Raw genomic sequence first — 17,976 nt, 5'->3', positions numbered from 1 at the left:
AGAACGCTTAAGATTGATCAGCCTTAAGCGAAACGAGCCGTTCCCCGAGCCATACGGCACACTGGGGAAAAACCACCAGCGATTTTATATACACTACACATCTGTTGCTAAAGATCCCGCAAATCCTTATCGCTACCAGGTTCAGGGCAAATCACGCACAGGTAATCAGGTACGGTCTTTTACCGGCACCATAACGGTGACCCAGGCCGGAATATTTAAGCCGGGAAACAATCCTTACGCTCCGGACCCATACAAAGGTTATAAACGTGGAAAGCTGGTTTGCCGTGTAGTATTAAATGAAAGTGGTTTGGATGCCGGAAGCGGCACGATAAACGGAGAACTAACTACCGATTTTTGCATTAACACGCAAAACCAACTTCTATATGATACCTTGGATTTTGGGATTGATGGTTACAGTAATAACTTTTTTACCGGGAATCTAATAAATCATAGTACCAAATCAACGCAAAAGCTCCAGTACGGTGATTTCAACCTTCGAGGTTCGGACTTTAGCGATGTAGATGGCATTACAGTTCCGCCTCAGTATGAAAAATATGGCTGGCAAAGTTTTGTAGATGCTATACCCAATGATTTACGCCCGGCAAATAAAGCTGCCGTATCAGAAGAAAAGCGCCAATGGTGGAAATAACTTAATATAACACTTATGAATTTTAATAAAATCGCCTCGTTTTGCCTGTTGAGTTGCCTAATGCTCATGTGTTGCATTAATAAAGCCTCCGCGCAGGATAAATACAATACCGAAGTACCCAAAGACATTATCATCCTAAGAAGCACTAAAGATTATAAAAGTGCTTTGGCCACGGCCAAACAGGCAGCTACGCGCCTGCATAAAAAATTGGACCTGCGGGGCCTTACGCCTGATAAGAAGATAGGGCTTACTATGAGCAAGGCCGATTGCTTTGGAAGTGGTGGTGGAGATGATTTAGGTTACCCTTGTTACCAGGCACGCGGAGATGGAAATGCCTTTAATGACAACTACATTTCTGTTGAGTACAGTGACGCTTACAAAGGGTTTGCAAAAGGTTATTACATAGTAGTTGCAGCCATAACTGATGTTAAATCAACCGATATGAAAGCCCAGTTAGCCGGCATCAATAAACTATAACCTGATGCTTATGCCAAACGCACCTACATCTGGTTTGGTTGCATGCACTAAATTATCTAATCACTTCATATACTATTTTCAAAATATGCGTACAATCTTTTCTGTAATATTACTGTTAATCAATGCCTGGGCAAATGCTCAAATTAAAATGCAACCGTTGGCCAGTGTAAACTTGCCAAAAAACTTACGTTTCCAGGGCCGCCCGGTTCAGTCCATCAAATACCAGGATAATACCGGCAGCTACTTAGCCTTGACCACCCAAACCGGGGAACAGCCGCAAAAAGGGGATGATGATTTTAAGCAGGCCCATCTTTACGGATACGTTTATCAATTAAAAGATGGAGTTACACCCGTACTATTATGGCAACTGCACGATATGGTTACCGAATGTAACTTAGATATGGTAGCTAACTTTATACCGGCCTCGTTATCCATTACCGACCTGGATAAAAACGGAAAAGCCGAGGTGTGGGTTGCTTACCGGCTTAGCTGTCGCGGCGATATAAGCCCGAGCGAATTAAAGATCATTATGCACGAAGGAACTACCAAATATGCTAAAAGAGGCATTGGTAAAATTATGGCTGGCAAAGCAATTCAGCACGATGGTGGGGTAATTACCAGCGATGAGTTTAAGAAGGCACCGGTCAGTTTTAAAATATACGCCGGTAAACTGTGGGACAAGTATGTGTTGGAAACTATGTAAGATGTTAATTTGATAAATAAGCGCTTCTGAACTTTTTGAGTTTGTTTTCCTGCCGCCTTTGCATGGCAAAAGAGGCAGGAAGCGTCTATTATTCATCAGTCAACACCTGTTCGTTTGCCGGCTTAACCGCATTTATTTTAGGGTTAGTCCAAGCCCTAATTTGACTTGATGAAGTCGCCCAGGTAACTGCATTCGGTCACTGCCCGTTGATAAAATGCTGTTGTTTTGTACTGTTGCATTTCTTTAAAATAGATATTCTGTTTCAGCTGTTTGTAATATTGTTTTTCCCGGCTATCATACGTTTTATAATTGTCCATAAATGATGGGGCTTCAAGTCCCTTTTGCTCACACTTGGCTGCCATAAATGTACATTTTGCTTTAAACTCCGGGTCATGGCTCAGCTCACGCGCTTTAAGGTAGTATCGTTTAGCATTCGAAGCTTTGATGTAATCAACGTCATAGTAATAAAGTAGCTTCCTCCCAAAGTCATAAGACGACCAGGTGTGGGAAATTAAGCCCCATGAGTTACCGTAGGTAGAGGTGTTATATAAACCGTTAGCCATTTGATAGTACGCGTTGGCATTTTGTGGGTCTGCTTTTAGCTGGTTCTCCAATTCTCTCATTTTTTGCGCGTAAGTAAGTTTAGTATAGCGCTTGCCATCTAAATATTTAGGGTAATCGTTGATCTCAACCATGAACGGATCGCCCTGGGCACTTTCACCATCACCGTAAAAGTCCTGCCCGTTGTAGGGTTCATTTATCATTTTACGGTCTTTAATTTTAATGAATGCCGTTACGGCTGCGTTGTAATTGTGCTCGCGCAGGGCAATGGTCCCCGATAGTTCGTTAAGGTTATCAATGTTTACAACCTTTAGCGCATTGCTCAAAAAAGCCAGGTACTTATCTGCAGGTGCATGAGTTTTCCAGTTTATAATTTGATTTAGCTGAGCCGAATGCAGATAGTTGAACCAAAAATCTGGTATGTCTCTGTTGATATACCAATCGCGGTTTGCCACATTACCATTATTGCTATTTAGCATTGCCAGCGCTGCTTTCGCAGTGTCGCCCTGGCGAAGGTAAGCCGGCGCTAAAACATAAGTATAGAAATTGCGCTGGGTTGTCGCAAACCGATTGATATTATCCGGCTCTGGCGGGTAAACATCTTTTTTAGGTTTATTGCCCGCTATAACCTTGTTTTTGAGCCATTGTAAAGCAGGTAGCAGTGAAGCTTCGTCAACCGCTTTGTATTGTTTAATGCGTTGTGCAGATAACAGCATGCTCACAATCTGCTTTTGATCATCCATTTGGGAATTGAGACTTTTTCCATCCAATTCTTTAAGGGCTGTAAGGCCATCATCCGGCTTATTCTGCATAAAATACAGGTAAGCGTTAGTTAAAGCCCCTATTTGCGGTTCGGAATATCGGGAATCGCTGGTAAGCTTCGCGCAAAAACTTCTTAGCTTTTCAATATGCGCATCATACTTTTTTTTTACGCTATCGGGCATGGCCACAAAAAAACTGCCTTGCGGTAAGCGTTCTTTGCCCTCGCCGGTTTGTTTATACTTGCCAACATAGAACCATACTACACCGATGGCGCCAACTAATAACAACGCACCACCAGTTATTTTGAAAACAGGCTTGGCCTCCTGCTTCTTAAACGCTACAATCAGTATAACTAATCCTGCAAATAAGATCACTGCGGCCAACCACAGGAGCCATCTTTTTGTCATCGGCATTGGCTGCGGCAAGTTGTCGATTGATAATGACTGACTGTAAAATTGATCGGAATTGTTATAAAGTGCCGGGGTAAGATAATACTGCTCAAGTTTATTTATTTCTCTTACCAGCAATACGCCAACCATTGATGATGAAGGTGCGTTATTGTAAACCTTTTCCAAATTGCCGGTTTCAATCTCGGGGTTGGCAAAACCTTTCATGGCATAAAGGTTAGCCTTTTCACCGGGAGTTTGGGCTAATTTGATCACGTCATCAAATGGGGCACCGATATAATGGTAATTGCGATATGCCTGTAACCGTCTTTCGGGATACCCGGCAAATACTTTAGAAAACAGGTAGGCGGCCTGTATAGTATCCCCTAACCGACGTTCTTCTCCGGCCTTTAATGCCAATGCCCACCCCTTTACATGGCTCGATGAAGATGTCTTCACAATATGTTGTTCATATATACTTTTAGCCTCTGAATAGTTGCCCGCATAGTGATTTAATTTTTGTGCCTGGTAAAAATACCGCAACTTTAAAAAGCTGTCGCTCTCTTCTGTTGCCGCTTGTACCGCTTTTGCAGCCTGGTCTTTAAGCCCGGCCGTGTCTATAGGCGCAGGTTCCCAATAGTTATAATTGGATTGCCCTAAAAGTTCGGCCTGTAAGGCAAACTGGTAATATTTCCGGGCGGCATCATGTGCCGGGTCTTTTAGGCTCCATAAAAAGCTGCTTCTGGCCAAACTGTCTGCTACCGGCGGGTCCTGGTCAAAAAAATGAAAAACCTTTTCTTTGCCAGCGGTGTCCAGATGATACATGATTTTTTCTACGTCAGCAGCTTTTACCTTACCACCTAAATATTGCGCCCATTCGGCAGCGTTAATAGCGGCTTCGCTTGCCGGTTCTTCAGTGCCATAAGTAAACTGGTAGTCGGTGAAATAAAAAGCGCCAAAGTCTTTCTTACCCTGGATATCGGGGTTAAAGAAAGAGGTGTAATAATCGTAGGGGTCGGGCTCGTCCGAACATGCCATGATTATGGCTACACTTATCAGGCATAGGCCGGTAATGCTAACGAAATACAGCAGCAGTTTTTTCCAGGTCTTCATAGGTGTAGTATTTAAGTGTCTGTTCGTCCAAATGAAAATAGATTATTTTTATTGTATCTGACGATATATATTTCTGAATATAATTGGCTGCAGACAGTAACTGGCCCGCCGACAGGTTTTCCCATCTGATCTCATCACCGCGCAATAATCCAAATTGCGGCAGGTCTTTTTGCGAGGTATACAGGCTGCGGCCGCTCGATTTAAAAGTTTTATGATCAGTGAAACTGTCGTTGTGCAATCTTTTAGCGATTCCGGCATATTGCTTGTGCCTGAAAACTACAGCCCAGCTAAAAACGGGCAGACCAACGTCAACCGGCATGGGGTAATCGCTTAGGTTATTCCCTGCATATTTCTCCAGTTCATTTTGTTCCAGTATAGAATTCTGACTGCCGTATTTACGCAGGTTGCCCATGTTATAACACATGAGCATGACGCGGTCAACCGGAGGTATACCACTGCTTCGTTGATTTTTAAGTTGGTGCAGGCGCAGCGTGGCAGATAACTTTTTACTTTTGAGACTTGCATTCGCCCTAAGCCGCCGAAGCAGATAAAAGTAGTTATCGCGGGTGGTACGTGTCCAATCGCAATCTATCTGCAGTTCGTTGTACAAGGTTTTGCCAGATGGCCTGATCCGGCCATTAACGTAATAGATAATCTTCAGGGCAAGGTCATCCAACTGATGGGAAGTTAGATTTTTGAGTACATCATTAACAATAAATACAACAGGAATAAGCTGTACAGAATCGGAAAAAGTCGCTTTAAAGGTGATTGGCGAAACAGGTACAGGACCGTTGTCGCCTTGGTCTACATCCATAATCCGCACGTAAATATTTTTGCACCTTAAAGCTTTTAAGTATTGGTTTTCTGTTGTATTGGTCTCATAAACAGTTTTCCAATAATAAAACGAGGTATCAACTACGCGGTTTTTATGGCATGACACCAAACCGGGGAAAACCATTAATAAGAGTAACCAGCAACGTGGTTTAAGCATTTGTCTATCTTAAGGGGCAGCACATAACCATACAATTCATCAGGCGTTCATAACCAAACTTGTGCGCTACGGGCGCTGTGATCAATAGCAACAAGCTACTACGTTAACAAAACCGATTGCCTAGTTGATATTATTGTTCAATTACAATTCCATTGATTGAGACTTCCTGGCAACTGATAGAGATAGCTGCCGAACCATAGCTTTCGCTATAAGAGCCTGCAGATAACTGATCTGAATAGCTGTAAAGGCTCGCTTGTTTAAATTTGATGGTTCGGGTGGGGTACTTACCATAGGTGTCTATAACGGTTATTGTGCCATCAAACTTGTTTTGCTTTTTAGCAAATACACGTAACAGATCCTCACCAATCTTTTTAGCGTCGAGGGTTAAATAGAAAGCGCTTAAACCATAACCAGGAGCCTTATATTTTACAGAATCCTTAACACCTTTAACAGCGGGCATTTCTTCATAAGTGCGGGATAATGAGGTGCTGACTCCGTTAAGGTCGGTTACGATGCTTTTACCACCGAACGTAACCGTCATTTGTATCTTCGTACGGTTTTCATCTGATTGTGCAGAAGCAATTTTTAAAAAGAAAATTAAAAATAGTGCTAAAGTAAAAGCAAATTTTTTCATATGCTGTGTTTGGTTATTCAACAACAACTATTTAGCGTAATTGTTGGCCGGCCAGCAAATACAATATATATATATTTATGTATAAATCCGGAGATAAAAGACCATGTAAACGGCTCGCACAAATGTTATTTAGAATATAACCGAAGCTGAAACTTAATGAATGAATGAATGTTAACACATTGAAATCAACACAATCAAAAGAAAAACATCATGCTATCATCTCTTACAGGTAAAGATAACGGTGCTGAAAACAGCGATCTATCTAATAAAATCATGAGCTCTTTAGAGCCTACTATAAAAGAGCATTGGCCTAAAATTGAGCCCTATGCTGATAAAGCCTTAGCCGCTGCGCAGAACGACGAAACGATCGAAATGCTTGCCCGTAAAGTTTATCCTTTCCTGCCCATGCTAGTTCGTTTGGCAATAAAAGAAGATAAATTTGTTGCTTTTACCCTGGAACATAAAGGCCCGCTACTGGCTAAAATTGCTGAAGTTAAGGCCAAACAAAATTCATAATTAATGCAGCCAACCTTTTAGCAACTTCTATAAGTTGCTGAAAGGAAAGATTCCCTTGTTAAAAGGTAGTTATAGCGGTTCCCCTTTGGCTAAGAATATCTTATTTATCATCGGCGCCTGCCATTAATAATTGTTCCAGAATTTCAGTATAGCCTCGCTCACTTGCAAAATCCATGGCACTGCGGCTTTCGTTATCTACAGCGTTTACGTCTGCATCTTTTTCAATCAGCATGGCCGTAAAATCATTAAAGCCACATTGTGCCGCTACAAGCAGCGGCGTTTCACTAAAACTGTTACGCGAATTAATGTCGGCCCCGGCACTAAGAAGCAATTTCCCTATATGATAATTACCCAAACCTGCTGCATAATGCAGGGCTGAATTTCCGTTCAAAAGGTGCAGGTTTACATCTGAGCCACTTTTCAAAAGCAGTTCGGCCAGATGAATGTTTGAATTGTTTACGGCCAGCACCAAAGCTGTGACACCATCGTTATTAAGCTCGTTAACATTAGATGCATCCGTTTTCAGCAGGGCCTGTACTGTTTCACTCCGGTTATTATAAACCGCCTGATGCAGTGGGGTATTGCCGGAGTCATCTTTTTGTGCCACCTGCCCGTTTGAGATAGCCGAGATCAAGTCCCTCATACCATTGGCAGTGGCATGATCGAGTATATTGTAACCGGCATTATCCTTAACCGAAGTATCTGCCCCAAAACTGATCAGGTAAAGGGCCGTCTCGGTTTTGTAAGCCAGCACTGCATAAAACAGGGCTGTTTGCCCGGTCTTGTTGCTGGCGTTAATATCCGCGCCTGAATCGATAAGCAATTTGATGAGCTCCTTACTGCCGGTGCGTGCGGCAATGTGCAAGGGGGTTTCGCTGTTGTTGTTAGCCAGGTTCACGTCGGCCCCGGCATCGATCACTAATTTGGCAATATCTTTAGCGCCTTTACTGCAAACGTAATACAGGGGCGTGTTGCCCAAACTATCGCGCTTATCTACATTAATACCGCCTTTTTTTAAGAAAGCTTGTACTATTCCTTTTTGTGCATTTTTACATGCATTTAAAAACATATTGTCCATAATACCCTGCTTACCTAGTTAGTTTATAAGTTGTTTAACTACAGCCTCGTTGTTTTGCTGAATAGCTACGTCCATAGCTGTTTGGCCGGCATTGTTTACCATGTTTAAAGATGATTTGTCTTTTTCCAAAATCAAAGAGACTATCCTTTTACCCGACATGTGATCAGCGTTTCCGGCAGCATAAATTAAGGCTGTATTGCCCAATTGATCCACGTAAGCAACATCGGCATCATTGTCCAGCAATAATTCTGCAATGCCATACTTCATTTCGTTACCACGCGCGGCGAATGACATTAACGGTGTTTTGCCTGATTGGTTGGGCCGGTTAACATCTGCTCCGGCATCAATTAATTCTTCGGCAAATTTTGCATTCCTATCGGCCAAATAGTAATCAGCCTGGCAAATCAGGTTCAATGCGGTGTTAGCTTCATTGTCAACAGCGGCATCTACAGCCAGCTTGTTTGCCAGTAAAATGCGCAGCATCTTCACAACATCTTCATTGCTTTGGCTCATGCCACGGCCCAGGTTATACATTGCCTTAGTAAGCAAATAATATACTGCGGTTTCGCCGTTGCCTGCTTTGAAATTTACATCGGCACCACCTTCGGCCAATAGCTTTACTAAGGGCTCTGAAGCATACTCGCAAGCCAGCATGAGCGGTGTGCGCTTCCACTGGTCAGCTACTTCGTTTAGGTCAACCCCGGCATTGATCAAGGCTTCCACTGCCGTTGCGTCCCGGTTTAGTACGGCCTCATGGATGGTCATTCCGCCGGTGGCCACGTCACTTTCATCGCCCGAAATTAACGCCGCTACCTCTTTTACGCCACTGCGCTGGGCATAAGTGAGTGGCGTGGTGTCAAAAACGTCTTTATCTTCAATATCAATACCACCTTTTTCAAGCAGTACCCGCACGGTTTTCATAACCGCAGGTATAGCGCCTTTGATATCTTTCCTGTTCCCTAATTTATCACAAATAACATGCAGTAAGTTCATGCCTCCCGATTCGGCAACATCCATTTTTACGCCAGCCTCACCCATAGCCTGCAAAAACGGGTACATGTACAGCAAACCTGCTTCGAAATAGGCCAGTTTACCCGAATCATTTTTCTTTTTTGGATTTACGCCTGCATCCAGTAAAGCCTGAGCGGTGTCGTAAATTTTGTCTGCTTTTTCTTCCAGTTTCGGGTCGTCAAATTCAAACCGGGTATTGGTAAGCGCGTGCAGTGCCGTATTTCCATACTTATCCACAGCAGGTTTTAAACCTGCTTCTTTCAAAAACCGGATAGCATCCGCATCGGTAAAACGGGCCGCGAGGTGATAAAGGCTTTCCTCGTATTCGCTGGTAATACTGCTGTCGGGCAACTGCCTGTAAAGGCTTAGCATATCAATTTTATCGCCCTCTGCTGCAAACATATTGCGTTGATAGGCATCCCTGATTTCATTAAATTCTTTTGTCATCGGCTGTATTGGCTAATTCTAGCGCATCTGTAATATTCTTGTATCCCTTATGGGCAATTGGCGTAGCGATGGCACGGACCTTTGGATGGTTACCTAATTGTAACCAGCAGTCTGTTTTAAGCCGGATAACAGCATCATAAACTAAACCCGGGAAGCTTTTGATATAGGCTTCGCTGATCCCCTGCAAATAGTCATCGGTTGAGTTTTGCTTATTTCTGATCTGCTTGTAATCATGATTGGCATTAAGCTTGTTTTCGTTGTTTAGTTGCGGTGCAAGCCGAATAATGTCCAGCCGGTTTAGCGCTTCCTGATAATTACCGCTCCAATGAAGGCAAAGCGCCATATTATAGAGGGAAGCCGTTGATGTGGTTTGCTGATCGTTCAGCAGTTCATACACTTCGGCATAACGCTGCTGCGAGATGAGCTGAAGAACCAGAGATTCTGTACCCTTTGAATTGCCGTTATTATTGGCCGTTGATCCTAATAGCATATTCAAGGATTGCTCATTTGAATGATTTGCTTTGGTGAACTTTCAATAAGTAACTGAAAAAACACAGATATGTTTAAGCTTATTAGGAATAGGGAAACGATTACTGTTTTATACTGATGGACGCTTTTGTCTGATACACAGTTAAATTACTAAGGCTTTTTCACAGGAAAAGAATAGAAGTTTTATGCCAAAAAACCCCACTCCCTAAAGTGGGGTAAAATTATCTTTTTCAAGGCTCCTAAGGCTGGGCGGGATATAAAAATACCAGCTGCTGCTATTTCCCTATCCAGCCTGAAGTAGTGTGTTTGAAATCGTCCTGGAATTTAAGTCCATACCCAAGCATACGGTCGAATGATGAGTGGGCAAATAAGAGAAGTCCAATTGACGTCAACATATCTATGTGCATTAGCAAGCCTATAGTCAGCAACACCAGTGCAATAGCGCGGTGATGAAACAAATTATAGGCGTATGCGCCTACACCGGTATTTACCAAATATCCCAGCATGGAGATGTCAGGACTGAAGAATAATAACACCCAGATCCAAATAGGCAGTCCGAGACTATATTTTGATAAAAAATAAATTGCTATTGCAGTCATCGCGGCCTCTTCAATTTTGATGGCTACGCTCATCGCTTTTTCCTGGTTCATTGACTTTTGTAAGGTTAGGTCGATAGGTGCATTTTAATTGAATGATGTCCTGAACGCTAAGGGGGACTGGCTTGTTTTGGCTTTGAAGAGCTTGCTAAAGGATGGCAAATGCTCAAAACCTAAACCATAAGCAATCTCGCTAACCGATAATTCTGTGGTCGACAATTTCTCCTTGGCTTTTTCAATCAGTTTATCATGTATATGCTGCTGCGTGTTTTGACCAGTGAGTACCTTAAGCAGACTGCTCAAATATTTGGGCGAAAGGTTCAAATAATCTGCTAAATAAGCCACAGTAGGCAATCCCTTCGATAACAGGTTGTCGTTGTTGAAGTATTCGGCCAGTAAGTTTTCTACTTGTTCCAGTATCTGGTGATTCGATTTATCCCGGGTAATGAATTGGCGATTATAGTAGCGGTCGGCATAATTCAGCAGCGCTTCTATGTGCGAAATAATAATGCTTTTGCTAAACCGGTCTATATTGCCCTGATATTCTTTAAATATATTTTGAATTAAACTGTTTATTATCCCCTCTTCCTTTTCAGAAAGAAATAAAGACTCGTTTAAAGAATAATCCCAGAAATCATATTGCCGGATCGTTTTGGCCAATCCCGTGTTCCATATAAAATCAGGATGGATGTAGATCACCCATCCTGACTTTTCTGTCTTCTCACTCTTGTCTTTCACATCAATATTCAATACCTGGTTGGGCGACATAAAAGACATAATGCCATCGTTAAAATCAAAAGGACGCTGCCCGTATTGCACTTTAAAATTGACCATTCGTTTTACAGCAATAGAATAACAATCCATCGCCATGTTCATTGGCTCCAACACTTCCCGGTGTGGCACTGTCGCAACATCTACCACGCTGATGAGCGGATGCAGCGGTGCCGGTATGCCCACGAAATGATGAAATTCTGCGATCGATTTAAAATGCTTCATACAGGTAATCTTTAGCTTTTAACATCCAAAACCAGTCTGCCGCGTACATGCCAGGTGGCAATCTGGCGGTGCGCCTCGGCAACTTCTTCCAAAGGAAACACTTTATTGATTAAAACCTGCACTTTGCTTGCATCAATTAATTCAGCCATTTCTGCCAGCCATTCCTGTTTGGGTTCGTTTGGGGCGAGCGATACTTTAACGTCTTGAATTTTGGCAGCTTCCGTCAATTCATCATTGAAGGGAAAGTCGGTATTGACACTTACGAATATACCACCTTCTTTTAATACGCTAATAGCTTTTATCCGCTCACCGTTGTTTCGAATTGGCGAAGCCTCCAGCACCACATCTATATCATGCAGCAGTTCTTCATATTGCTGCTTCTTGTAATCTATTACTTCATCAGCGCCCAATTGCTTTACGTATTCCACGTTATCAGTAGATGCCATGCCGATTACATATGCGCCCTTTGCTTTGGCAAACTGAACCGCAAAACCACCTACACCGCCCGAGGCACCCTGGATAAATATGCGCTGACCGGGCTTTAGATTCCCATGCCCAAACACACCTGTCCATGCGGTAAGGGCTGCCAACGGCACACCGGCGGCCTGTGTAAAATCCAGGCTTTGCGGCTTAATGGCAAATTGACTTGCCTTGCCAACGCAATACTCCGCATAACTTCCGTCGCCGGGGAAGTTTGGAACGCCGTAAACATGATCGCCTGCTTTAAGGAAAATTACATCACTGCCGGTTTCTACAACAATGCCTGCAGCATCCCAACCTAAGGTCATGGGCAATTTTAAAAACGAACGCAGGCTTTCGTTTTCTCCTTGTCTGATCACCGCGTCTACCGGATTTACCCCACTTGCATATACTTCTACTAAAACTTCGTCAGGTGCCGGTACAGGGCGTTCTATATTTTCAATCTTCATGACCTCTGGTCCACCAAATTCATTGATCCTTATCGCTTTCATGGTTTGTTAAATTTAAATCCAAAGGTCAGCGTTATTGACGAATAGGATTTAGCTGAACTACGCTTTCAGTTAGCCAAAATTCCAAGGATCATGTAATTTTATAGGAACTTTAATGGACTATTACGATTAAGGGATCAGACGAATTCAAACGTCATTAATGAAAATTAAATCATTAAAGCTTTTTGAGCACTGCATAACATGTGACTAAAACATGGTGATCTTCAGAAAATCATGCAAACATTCGCCAGTTCAGCTCTGTTGCAGGTGCCAGTTTCCCATTGCCTGCCGGAACTCTTATTCCATTTAGAACGGGTTGGCAACATAGTAAATGATGCAAAAAATTGATTGAAGTAAGTTTTACCAGTTGTCGCCTATATGGTTATCAGCGGTTAAATGATAACACCGGTCAAAATTGGCTCTAATCTAAAGGTAAGCTAAAATAAAAGGTAGAACCTTTACCAGGTTCACTTTCCGCCCAGATTTTGCCATTGTGATGCACAATAATTTCTGCGCTTAGATAAAGTCCGATCCCAAAACCTGAAATATGCTGTGTGTCTTTTTGAATTACCCGATAATAGCGGTCAAAAATATTTTTCATATCATCCGGTGCTATCCCTATTCCTTTATCTTTGACACTAACCTGAACGTTACCTGCCTTAACTTCACATCTGATCGTTAACATTTGACCTTTTGGAGAATATTTAATCGCATTGCTGATCAGATTCGTAATTACTGAAGCAATTTTATCATGGTCTGCATTGATGAGGGCGCTGCCACTCTTGTCAAACGCAACATTATGGGAAGGATTAGTGACCTTCGTTTCTTCAATAATCTCACTGATTAATTCTTCCAAATCGAAACGACGTTTCTCAATCGCTATCTTACCAGACTCCAGCCTCGAGATATTAAGGAATCCGTTGATCATACCGGTCATTTTCTTGACCTGCGTATTGGCTTTGGCCACTGCCCCAGGTACGAAACTATCCTCATGCGACTTTAATTTCAGATTTAAGACCTGAATAATTGCGTTGAGTGAGGTTAGCGGAGTTTTAAGTTCATGGCTCACCATCCCGATAAAGTCGTTCTTGCGGGTATCGTCGGCTTTTTGCTCTGTAAAATCAAATATTGCTCCGGTAACATAAAGCGGCTTGCCTGATATGTCATAATAGGCACGGCCGTTAGATTTTAACCACCGGCGTGGACTGCCGTCCATTGGCTGAAGCCAATACTCTTCAATAAAATCACATTTATTAACTATCGCTTCATTAATCGAAGACATAACTTTTTCCCGAAACTCCTCGACGATCATTTCAGACGCTTTTTCCAAGGTCAGATGCGTATCGGTCGGTATACCATGTATGGCACGCGTTCGCGGTGTAAGGGTCATTATACCGGTTGTCAAATCGACTGTCCATATCCCAATACCAGAGGCATCAACTGCTAACTGTAAAATATTTTGGGCTTGTTTTAATTCCAGCCGACCAACTATGTTTTCAGTAACTTCATAAACAAAAACTAATATTCCGTCAATATTACCATTGATATCTGTACGCGCCTGATATATGAAATTGAAATAGCGGTTTTCCACGGGGCCGTCCGGCGTACGGGCCAGCGGTATAAGTAAATCATTCCCTTCAAACGTTTTACCTGTATGATACACCTTTTGCAATACGTCCCAAATAGGTGCATCCCGTACTTCCGGCACCGCTTCAAATAACGGCTTGCCTAAAAGCTTGCGTCCGGGGAATAATTCCTGGTAACGCGGGTTGACCAGTTCGAATGTCATTTCCGGCCCATTAAGAACACAGATGCCCGCTGGTGCCTGCATGAAAAATTCATGTAAGCGGTCGCGCTCCGCCTGCATTGCCAGCCGGGCTGCTTGTATTTTTTGGCGTTCGCTCACCTGCCGGGTATTTTCCAATACCCAGACGGCTAATTTGGTAACTTTACCTGTTCCATCTTTAACCGGGGCATAAACAAATTTTACGTAGATCGTTTCTTCCCGGCCGTGACGGATGAGCGCCATTTCCACTTCATCCGCATAATACGCTTCGCCAGTTTCTTTTACTCCGATTAAGGCCGCTTCATAATATGATCGTACTTCGGCAAAAGGTTCCCAATACCATTTATTTAAAATAGCTTCCCGTGGTTTGCCTGCAATTTCCAAAAACTTGTCATTAAGCATCTCCGCCACAAAAGTGTCAGCATCAAGAATGCAGATCCCAATCGGAGCGTGCGTTATAATGTGTTGTAATTCTTCTCCGTCGGTTAAATTCATTGTAAAATCGGGACTGATTATCAGAACACTAAATTAACCAAAAAAACATGTTTCTGTTTCCTTAACGTGGCTTACCTGACAATAATCAATATTTCCTAGCGATGCACTTATTGTTAAAAGACGATAATTCGACGATAAAGACCAACCGATAATTAATCCTCATAAACAGTAAAAAACTATCACACAAGGCCCGGCAACCCGCTTTTGGATGACTTGAGACGGTTAGTAAGTTAAAAGTGCAGTACTATTTCAATCTATTGGGTTTGAACCAGTAACCATCTGACTAACCCAGAGTGTTGTGGTAAGAGCTTTGCTTTCAAAAAGTTCCGTTTGGCACGAATTCCAACTAATTAAAAATACAAAAACTCCGAAAAAGGCAAAAAATGTGTGAGAAACAAAAAACCCCACTCGCCGGAGTGGGGTTAAATCATTGATTTTGAAGCTCCTGAGCCTGGACTCGAACCAGGGACCCTCTGATTAACAGTCAGAAAATAGCAGTTTTCGATATTTGCTTTTTTTTATTATAAATTGATAATCAGCTTTTTAAATGTTTTTGATTTATCAATATTTGTCGTTTTTTGTTGTTGTTTTGGTTAAAAGTATGCAAATAATATGCAAATTTTTAGAGACAAAAAGTGCCTTAATGATATCAAAAACACATATAATTCGTATATTTGAAAAATAAAGTATGCAAATTTTTGTGAATAGATGGAAAAGATAGAAAAAAAGGCTCTTATTTCATTATATCTTGATACTAGAAGAGAGTTATCTGACGGTACTTACCCTGTGAAAATCCAAGTGTTTTACGGTAGGCAAAGGCTTTTCAATACCGGCACTTATGTTACGGCTGAAGACTTTGATGATTCTTATAAAACGGCTAAGCCCAAGGGGGATCGTCTAAAAGAATTAAAGATCGAACTTAACTCAATCGAAGCGAGGGCTAACGAAGTAGTTGATGATCTGAAAATCTTTACTTTTGAAAAATTCGAGAAGATGTTGTTCGCAACCAAGCAATCTTTGACGAATATTATTGATCACTACAACAACTATATTAAGGAACTCGATAAAAATGGCCAAACGGGTACATCTTCCAGTTATCTCTGTAGCATTAATTCTATAAGGGAATTTATTAATGACAGCCGTAGAAATCCGATCGAGGTCATAACGTTTGACGTGATTACACCTGATTTCCTAAACAAATATGAAAACTGGATGATCGCCCAGGATAGAAGCAGAACAACAGTTGGAATCTATTTACGTACTACCCGGAAGATATTTAATCAAGCCATAGAAGATGGTATCATTGACAGGGAAATCTACCCATTCAAAAAATATAAGATTCCCACTGGTAAGAATACTAAAAAAGCGATTGAAGCCCCCGACCTTAAAAAGCTGTTCAATGCAGATGTAAAAGGAAATGTTTTCCAGAAAAAGGCAAAAGCCTTTTGGTTCTTTAGTTACCAGTGCAATGGAATGAATATTCGTGATATTTCTGAATTAAAATTTAAGGATCTACACGGGACTTATTTCTCATTCCTTAGACATAAGACGATAAGGACGACCAAAGAAGACCCTAAACCGATCATTGTACCGATAACTGAGTATGTCAAAGATGTATTTGAAAAATACGGAAATAGAAAAGGTAAGCCGAGCGATTATGTTTTTCCAGTTTTCACTCCTGGTATGGACGCTAAAGAACGGCATAAAGCCAATCAAAACTTCGTTCGCTTTATTAATCAGCATATGAAAAAACTGGCTAATGATAACGGTATGGATATTAAGGGGACAATGGAAGCCAGGCATTCGTTTACCACCCAGGTAACAAGAAAATTGGGGATGGAATTCGCACAGGAAGCACTAGGACATACTACCCTGGCCACGACTCAGAATTATTGGGCCGGTTTTCAAAGTGAGACCAAAAAGGAGATGGCAGACATGCTAATGAATTTTGATGAAACAAAAAACAAACGAAATGCAAACCCTGCAAAACGCGTTGCAAGAAGAGTTCGTGTATAAGATCGGTACAATTTCCCGATCGCAGTAATTTGCATATAACTGCAGTAAAATTGATATAATGACTAACTGTTGCAGTAATTTATATAATCCTAAACAATATAATATTAATTACGGCTTGGTGATGCCCCTGGGGTTCCCGCCGATATTTGTGCCTAATTTTTATCTTAATAAATCGGATCTATGCTAACCTAAATACACCGCATTCATTGCTGGTTTGTATAACTTTACCGCAAATCATCATTGTATGGATAGCAGATTTGAGGCTGCAATGCAGGAATTGGAAACAAATGCGGGCATTCCTTATGGAGAAATTTTTGATTACCGAAGTGCGGCGTTAGGGATTATATTTGACAGGTATTATAGTTTTTGTCAGACCAACCTGACGGACCATTCGAAAGAAGCCGCGATCCAGCCGTCGTTGTTTTATTTTAACCCCGACCAACGGGTTAATGCAAGAGCAAAAAAACGTAATGGTTATTTCCTAATAGAAGTCTTTCTGGGCCTGGTCACAAAGCTCTACGATCATTTTTATAACTATAATGAGGCATTTGATCAGGATGCAGTTTTAAAGGCAAGGTATGTCTCCCTATTGCCACCTGACACCCCTCCCGGATTTTTAATGTACCAGGCCGCAACTCAATTTACATATTACCATGAGCGGGCGCATCTCATCCAGCGATCTGATATTTTAGCGCAGGCTTTTGATGAAGAATATGCACATCATGCTTCTGGGCCATTTGAACTGCGCAGGCACCTGCTGGAATTTGATGCAGATCAAGACGCGGCCCAATTCATTTGTTTCCATATGATCGATTATTGGAAAAAGCTGCCACTAACACAGCAAACACTGTCTACTATAACGAGTTTAATGGCACTGGCTACCGCTTCTATTTTTACCTTCTTTATTTTTCTGGAGGGTGGAGAAACGCCAATCTATTACCGGGATAAAATTCACCCTCATCCCATCATCAGGATCACCTATGTGATTGATATATTAACAAGCGTGGCTGAACATCATTTAACGGCAATTGGTTTTAAACCCGGAGAGGTTCTTAAAGAAGCATTTGATATTGCGGAACGAATGGCCATTGCTAACAAACGTGCCGATCCTATTGCCAGGTACTCATCGCTTTTCGCTGCTGAGCATCAGCATATCGCCGATTACATACAAGTGCTGATTGATGAATCAGACAAGCTTCCCTATCTGGTTAAAAACCGGTTCAAAGAAAATACCAGTAAATCAGGCTGACTGATCAATTGGTTTCGCAAGGCAGGTAGTTGGATCGCAGGGTTATTTAAATC

At 42.0% G+C, this 17,976-nt stretch carries 16 protein-coding genes; 6 read left to right on the top strand and 10 right to left on the bottom strand.

The features are described 5' to 3' along the window. From ACE5CV_RS10790 to ACE5CV_RS10780, 3 genes are all read left to right on the top strand, one after another. Nucleotides 1–649, top strand: a 649-nt coding sequence (locus ACE5CV_RS10790; RefSeq protein ID WP_374950174.1) for a hypothetical protein, incomplete at its 5' end; no start/stop codon positions are given. Nucleotides 650–664: 15 nt separating this feature from the next. Further along, the gene (locus ACE5CV_RS10785) at nt 665–1,126 is read left to right on the top strand and encodes a hypothetical protein (RefSeq protein WP_374950173.1); all 462 of its coding nucleotides are present in this window, start codon (nt 665–667) and stop codon (nt 1,124–1,126) included. A gap of 85 nt (nt 1,127–1,211) precedes the next feature. Further along, nucleotides 1,212–1,829: a M949_RS01915 family surface polysaccharide biosynthesis protein gene (locus ACE5CV_RS10780; protein ID WP_374950172.1), complete on the top strand. Its 618-nt coding sequence runs from the start codon at nt 1,212–1,214 to the stop codon at nt 1,827–1,829. 155 nt (nt 1,830–1,984) lie between these two features. Here ACE5CV_RS10780 and ACE5CV_RS10775 read toward each other — a convergent pair whose 3' ends face one another. From ACE5CV_RS10775 to tssD, 3 genes are all read right to left on the bottom strand, one after another. Beyond that, nucleotides 1,985–4,651 (bottom strand): hypothetical protein, encoded by a 2,667-nt coding sequence (locus ACE5CV_RS10775; protein ID WP_374950171.1) that lies wholly within the window; start codon nt 4,649–4,651, stop codon nt 1,985–1,987. Continuing rightward, complete coding sequence (locus ACE5CV_RS10770; protein ID WP_374950170.1) at nt 4,614–5,642, bottom strand: hypothetical protein; 1,029 nt, start codon at nt 5,640–5,642, stop codon at nt 4,614–4,616. The genes ACE5CV_RS10775 and ACE5CV_RS10770 overlap by 38 nt, the downstream gene beginning before the upstream one ends. Before the next feature lie 130 nt (nt 5,643–5,772). Next, a complete protein-coding gene (gene tssD / locus ACE5CV_RS10765; RefSeq protein ID WP_374950169.1) occupies nt 5,773–6,276 on the bottom strand; it encodes a type VI secretion system tube protein TssD in 504 nt (167 codons plus the stop codon). A gap of 210 nt (nt 6,277–6,486) precedes the next feature. Here tssD and ACE5CV_RS10760 point away from each other — a divergent pair, with 210 nt between their 5' ends. Then, on the top strand, nt 6,487–6,792 hold the full coding sequence (locus tag ACE5CV_RS10760) for a hypothetical protein (RefSeq protein WP_374950168.1): 306 nt from the start codon (nt 6,487–6,489) through the stop codon (nt 6,790–6,792). A 100-nt stretch (nt 6,793–6,892) separates the two neighbouring features. Here ACE5CV_RS10760 and ACE5CV_RS10755 read toward each other — a convergent pair whose 3' ends face one another. The 7 genes from ACE5CV_RS10755 to ACE5CV_RS10725 all read right to left on the bottom strand — a co-directional run bounded on the left by ACE5CV_RS10755 (nt 6,893) and on the right by ACE5CV_RS10725 (nt 14,658). After that, nucleotides 6,893–7,870, bottom strand: coding sequence for an ankyrin repeat domain-containing protein (locus ACE5CV_RS10755; RefSeq protein WP_374950167.1), 978 nt, complete (start codon nt 7,868–7,870; stop codon nt 6,893–6,895). 18 nt (nt 7,871–7,888) lie between these two features. Next, nucleotides 7,889–9,328 (bottom strand): ankyrin repeat domain-containing protein, encoded by a 1,440-nt coding sequence (locus ACE5CV_RS10750; protein ID WP_374950166.1) that lies wholly within the window; start codon nt 9,326–9,328, stop codon nt 7,889–7,891. Continuing rightward, nucleotides 9,312–9,818 (bottom strand): hypothetical protein, encoded by a 507-nt coding sequence (locus ACE5CV_RS10745; RefSeq protein ID WP_374950165.1) that lies wholly within the window; start codon nt 9,816–9,818, stop codon nt 9,312–9,314. Before ACE5CV_RS10745 ends, ACE5CV_RS10750 begins: the two co-directional genes overlap by 17 nt. A gap of 274 nt (nt 9,819–10,092) precedes the next feature. After that, nucleotides 10,093–10,467 carry a DUF4260 domain-containing protein gene (locus ACE5CV_RS10740; protein WP_374950164.1) on the bottom strand — a complete coding sequence of 125 codons (375 nt, stop codon included), beginning with the start codon at nt 10,465–10,467 and terminating at the stop codon, nt 10,093–10,095. Between the two features lie 33 nt (nt 10,468–10,500). After that, nucleotides 10,501–11,409 carry a helix-turn-helix domain-containing protein gene (locus tag ACE5CV_RS10735; RefSeq protein ID WP_374950163.1) on the bottom strand — a complete coding sequence of 303 codons (909 nt, stop codon included), beginning with the start codon at nt 11,407–11,409 and terminating at the stop codon, nt 10,501–10,503. Between the two features lie 11 nt (nt 11,410–11,420). After that, nucleotides 11,421–12,380, bottom strand: a complete 960-nt coding sequence (locus ACE5CV_RS10730) for an NADP-dependent oxidoreductase (protein WP_374950162.1) — start codon at nt 12,378–12,380, stop codon at nt 11,421–11,423. Between the two features lie 418 nt (nt 12,381–12,798). After that, the gene (locus ACE5CV_RS10725) at nt 12,799–14,658 is read right to left on the bottom strand and encodes an ATP-binding protein (protein WP_374950161.1); all 1,860 of its coding nucleotides are present in this window, start codon (nt 14,656–14,658) and stop codon (nt 12,799–12,801) included. A 708-nt stretch (nt 14,659–15,366) separates the two neighbouring features. Here ACE5CV_RS10725 and ACE5CV_RS10720 point away from each other — a divergent pair. Next, nucleotides 15,367–16,674 carry a phage integrase SAM-like domain-containing protein gene (locus tag ACE5CV_RS10720; RefSeq protein ID WP_374950160.1) on the top strand — a complete coding sequence of 436 codons (1,308 nt, stop codon included), beginning with the start codon at nt 15,367–15,369 and terminating at the stop codon, nt 16,672–16,674. 244 nt (nt 16,675–16,918) lie between these two features. Continuing rightward, the gene (locus ACE5CV_RS10715) at nt 16,919–17,923 is read left to right on the top strand and encodes a hypothetical protein (RefSeq protein ID WP_374950159.1); all 1,005 of its coding nucleotides are present in this window, start codon (nt 16,919–16,921) and stop codon (nt 17,921–17,923) included. The last annotated feature ends 53 nt before the right edge of the window (nt 17,924–17,976 follow it).

This window comes from Mucilaginibacter sp. (assembly GCF_964263795.1).
GTDB lineage: Bacteria > Bacteroidota > Bacteroidia > Sphingobacteriales > Sphingobacteriaceae > Mucilaginibacter.
The sequence above is the reverse complement of the archived record's forward strand: the minus strand, read 5'-3'. Positions and strand labels throughout refer to the sequence as shown.

Coding starts and splice junctions, on each gene's coding strand:
- ACE5CV_RS10785 (WP_374950173.1), top strand. CDS start 665: ATGAATTTTAATAAAATCGCCTCGTTTTGCCTGTTGAGTTGCCTAATG.
- ACE5CV_RS10780 (WP_374950172.1), top strand. CDS start 1,212: ATGCGTACAATCTTTTCTGTAATATTACTGTTAATCAATGCCTGGGCA.
- ACE5CV_RS10775 (WP_374950171.1), bottom strand. CDS start 4,651: ATGAAGACCTGGAAAAAACTGCTGCTGTATTTCGTTAGCATTACCGGC.
- ACE5CV_RS10770 (WP_374950170.1), bottom strand. CDS start 5,642: ATGCTTAAACCACGTTGCTGGTTACTCTTATTAATGGTTTTCCCCGGT.
- tssD (WP_374950169.1), bottom strand. CDS start 6,276: ATGAAAAAATTTGCTTTTACTTTAGCACTATTTTTAATTTTCTTTTTA.
- ACE5CV_RS10760 (WP_374950168.1), top strand. CDS start 6,487: ATGCTATCATCTCTTACAGGTAAAGATAACGGTGCTGAAAACAGCGAT.
- ACE5CV_RS10755 (WP_374950167.1), bottom strand. CDS start 7,870: ATGGACAATATGTTTTTAAATGCATGTAAAAATGCACAAAAAGGAATA.
- ACE5CV_RS10750 (WP_374950166.1), bottom strand. CDS start 9,328: ATGACAAAAGAATTTAATGAAATCAGGGATGCCTATCAACGCAATATG.
- ACE5CV_RS10745 (WP_374950165.1), bottom strand. CDS start 9,818: ATGCTATTAGGATCAACGGCCAATAATAACGGCAATTCAAAGGGTACA.
- ACE5CV_RS10740 (WP_374950164.1), bottom strand. CDS start 10,467: ATGAACCAGGAAAAAGCGATGAGCGTAGCCATCAAAATTGAAGAGGCC.
- ACE5CV_RS10735 (WP_374950163.1), bottom strand. CDS start 11,409: ATGAAGCATTTTAAATCGATCGCAGAATTTCATCATTTCGTGGGCATA.
- ACE5CV_RS10730 (WP_374950162.1), bottom strand. CDS start 12,380: ATGAAAGCGATAAGGATCAATGAATTTGGTGGACCAGAGGTCATGAAG.
- ACE5CV_RS10725 (WP_374950161.1), bottom strand. CDS start 14,658: ATGAATTTAACCGACGGAGAAGAATTACAACACATTATAACGCACGCT.
- ACE5CV_RS10720 (WP_374950160.1), top strand. CDS start 15,367: ATGGAAAAGATAGAAAAAAAGGCTCTTATTTCATTATATCTTGATACT.
- ACE5CV_RS10715 (WP_374950159.1), top strand. CDS start 16,919: ATGGATAGCAGATTTGAGGCTGCAATGCAGGAATTGGAAACAAATGCG.